Source organism: Bradyrhizobium sp. CSA112 (assembly GCF_029051645.1).
Classification (GTDB): Bacteria; Pseudomonadota; Alphaproteobacteria; order Rhizobiales; family Xanthobacteraceae; genus Bradyrhizobium.
The window spans coordinates 1-1,414 of the sequence record NZ_JAACFS010000103.1 but is presented as its reverse complement, the minus strand read 5'-3'; the positions used below and the strand labels follow the sequence as shown (position 1 = coordinate 1,414).

Genomic DNA, 1,414 nt, shown 5'->3' with positions numbered 1-1,414 from the left:
GTAGATGGGGTAACGGGCCCGGTCTGCCCTCCAAGCAAGCCGCGCTTGCTACGGCGCTGTTGAATGCGCGCTTCGCGCGGCTTGCTTGGAAGGCGGGCGGTCGTCCCTCACATGGATGGTGTTACGGAGTCGAGGATGGACCTCGCTCCAAGCATCAAGGAGAGACGACCATGGAGCATTATGCCGGAATCGACGTGTCATTGGAATGCTCAAGCGTGTGTGTGGTTGATGCGAACGGCAAAATCGTCCGGGAAGGCAAGGTAGCAAGCGAGCCGGCGGCGCTGATCGGCTGGCTCAGCTCGCTCGGGCTTGGGCTGACCCGGATCGGGCTGGAAGCTGGGCCGCTGTCGCAATGGCTGTACGCGGCGATGAAGCAGGCTGGGCTCGCGGTTGAGCTGTTGGAGACGCGGCACGTGCACGATGCGTTCAAGGCGATGCCAGTGAAGTCGGACCGCAATGACGCACGGGGGATCGCACAACTGATGCGGCTGGGCTGGTTCCGGCCGGTTCACTGCAAGTCGATAAATGCCCAGGAAGTACGTGCCGTGCTGACGGCGCGCAAGCTGGTCCAGAGCAAGCTTCTGGATGTCGAGAACAGTCTGCGCGGGATCCTGCGGGGCTTTGGGCTGAAGGTTGGCAAGACGACGGGAACAGGTTTTGCCGGACGGATCAACGAGTTGGCAAAAGGACATCCGAACCTAGAAGTGATCGCAGAAGCACTGCTGCGGGTGCGCAGCGCCCTGCTCAGTGAGTTCAAAGCCTTCGAGAAGCGGGCCGGCAAGATGTCGCGGATCGATGCCAAAGCCAGGTTGTTGATGTCGACGCCGGCGGTGGGACCGATCATCTCGCTGACTTATGCCGCGGCGATCGATGATCCCGCGCGGTTTACATCCTCCAAGAAGGCCGGACCACATTTCGGGCTGACGCCGAAGAAGCACCAGTCCGGCGAGACCGACCGATCGGGGCGGATCAGCAAGGTCGGGGACGCCTCCGTGCGCGAGGCGCTCTACCAGGCCGCTCACATCATGCTGACGAAGCCGGTCAAGGGGTGTTCGCAGCTTAAGAGCTGGGCGATGCGGATCGCCAAGCGTGCTGGCATGAACAAGGCCAAAGTCGCGCTGGCGCGCAAGCTTGCCGTGATCATGCATCGCATGCTCAAGGACGGCGTGCCTTTCAATCCGCTCGCCAAGGCAAACGCTGCAACGGCTTAAGGAGGAACAACAAGGTTTCGGGCGGGTCACGACACCAGCCTTCCCGAAGCGAAGTCCCTTCGCCGGGACGATGGATCAGGTCAGGCCGACATCCGGGTTGTCGACATATCGAGCGATATGATCACGCTTTCCGTAGATTGGCCGACCTATCCTCTTACGAACCCCATCAGGCGACGGCCTTGCGCCGATCCCGTACAGAAGCA

General features: G+C 61.6%; 1 protein-coding gene. It reads left to right on the top strand.

What is annotated here, in order from left to right:
• Positions 1-170: 170 nt before the first annotated feature.
• Positions 171-1,211: an IS110 family transposase gene (locus GWE18_RS41845; protein WP_275191294.1), complete on the top strand. Its 1,041-nt coding sequence runs from the start codon at positions 171-173 to the stop codon at positions 1,209-1,211.
• The last annotated feature ends 203 nt before the right edge of the window (positions 1,212-1,414 follow it).

What these genes read in the sequence shown, in the direction of transcription:
- GWE18_RS41845 (WP_275191294.1), top strand. Translation starts at nt 171, where the DNA reads ATGGAGCATTATGCCGGAATCGACGTGTCATTGGAATGCTCAAGCGTG.